This is a genomic window from Mesorhizobium sp. WSM4829 (genome assembly GCF_055811475.1).
The window spans coordinates 1-1,794 of record NZ_JBVVQJ010000100.1 but is presented as its reverse complement, the minus strand read 5'-3'; the positions used below and the strand labels follow the sequence as shown (position 1 = coordinate 1,794).

The 1,794-nt window shown below is 60.1% G+C and carries 1 protein-coding gene; it reads left to right on the top strand.

The window, feature by feature from the left end; translation table 11 throughout:
- Positions 1–323: 323 nt before the first annotated feature.
- Positions 324–1,496, top strand: a complete 1,173-nt coding sequence (locus tag AC0L17_RS34300; protein WP_473518963.1) for an IS110 family RNA-guided transposase — start codon at positions 324–326, stop codon at positions 1,494–1,496.
- Positions 1,497–1,794 lie beyond the last annotated feature (298 nt).

Genomic DNA, 1,794 nt, shown 5'->3' with positions numbered 1-1,794 from the left:
TCCCCGGAAGATCCCATGGGCGGTGGAGGCAGCGCTCGATCCCGATCTCGCGTGCCTGCCCCCGTGAGTGGGGTGGGCGGCAGAACGCGACTGGCTTGGCCCGCTGAACGAGGCAGGCCGCACCCGAAGGGCCGGAACGGAGTGGAGGATGTGAGCGGAGCGAACATTGCGGCCTGCCGCAGCGGGCCTAGAAAGGAGCGTCGCCCACCCCGCGAGCGGGGGCAGGCAACAACCAAAACCACATCGCGAAGCGATGACTGCAGCTGCGATCAACTCGCTTTGGCCGGCGTATTGCTCATGAACAACTTGGAGGGATAGAACACATGAAAGCTGAAAACGTGACTGAGATTGAAACCGATGCGGTCCATACGACACTCGGCGCTATCTTCCTGTCCCTGGAACTCAGTCGCTCGAGCTGGTTGGTGACAAGCTTGTTGCCGTGCAACGGAGAGAAGATGTCAAAGCGCGTCGTCAAGGCAGGCGATACGGCCGGATTGTTCGACCTTATCAGCCAGTTGAAGTCGACGGTTCGGCGCAGAACGGGCCGTGACGTGCCGGTGATCGCAATCCAGGAGGCTGGCCTGGACGGCTTCTGGATACATCGGATCCTTGAGCGTGACGGTATCGAAAGCCATGTGGTTGATGCAGCATCCATTGCCACGTCACGCAGGAAGCGCCGGGCGAAGACGGACAAGCTGGATGGCGAGACCCTCCTTCGCGCCCTGCTTGCCTACAAGCGCGGCGAGCCGCGGGTATGCGCCATGGTCGTTCCGCCATCGCCCGAGCAAGAGGACCGAAAGCGCAACAGCCGTGAGCGACGCGCTCTCATCGCGGAGCGGATCAAGATCGTGAACCGGGTCAAGGGGCTCTTGTTCTCGCAGGGCATCGTTGGATTTGAGCCGCTGAAGCGGGACCGCCGCACTCGACTGGAAGAACTTAGGACCGGAGACGGTCGTGAACTACCGTCTAATCTCAAAGCGGAGATTGTCCGTGCACTGGACCGGATCGAGCTCGTGCTTCGGCAAATCAAGGACGTGGAAGCAGCGCGTGACGAAGTGGCTCGCAATGAATGCGACCCATCAAAAGTCGCCAATGGAATGTCGATGCTCAAGCAACTGCGCGGCGTGGGAGCGGACTTTGCCGAGGTGCTTTGGTCCGAGGGTCTGTATCGCGAATTTGCGAATCGAAGGCAGCTTGCCTCCTATGCCGGTCTGACGCCGACACCGTGGCAAAGCGGATCGATCAGCCGGGAACAGGGCGTATCGAAAGCGGGCAATCCGAGGCTGAGGACCGTGATGGTGCAATTGTCGTGGTTCTGGCTTTTGCATCAACCTCGATCGGCTTTAGCACAATGGTTCCAGGAGAGGGTCGCGCTCGACGGTGGCAGGCGCCGGAAGCCGGCCATTATTGCGCTCGCGAGAAAACTTCTGATCGCACTATGGAAGTATGTTCATCATGGTGCTGTCATTGAGGGCGCTGTCATGAAGCCGGCATGATCAACGTACTCTTTTCCATCCGCCGGGATTGATCGCTCCCGGCTGATCCTGGGCGAACGAACCTCCCACCCCACTTGGCCTAAAATGCCGTCCGGAAGATTGGTCGCGTTCCCCTGAGCCTTACCGACGAAAGCGGGATGTTGGTGCAGCTGCCACAGCGCAGCGACCGTATGTGAGTTTGGACCGGTGTTGTCACCGCGCCAAGACGACAGGCTCGGACCTAGGATCACAACGCATTGAGGTAGATATGCGAAGACAGCCTTGACGACAAAGTCCCCATGTGAGCGGGGTGGGCGGC

Excerpts from the sequence above, each read along its gene's own strand:
- AC0L17_RS34300 (WP_473518963.1), top strand. The coding sequence starts at position 324 with ATGAAAGCTGAAAACGTGACTGAGATTGAAACCGATGCGGTCCATACG.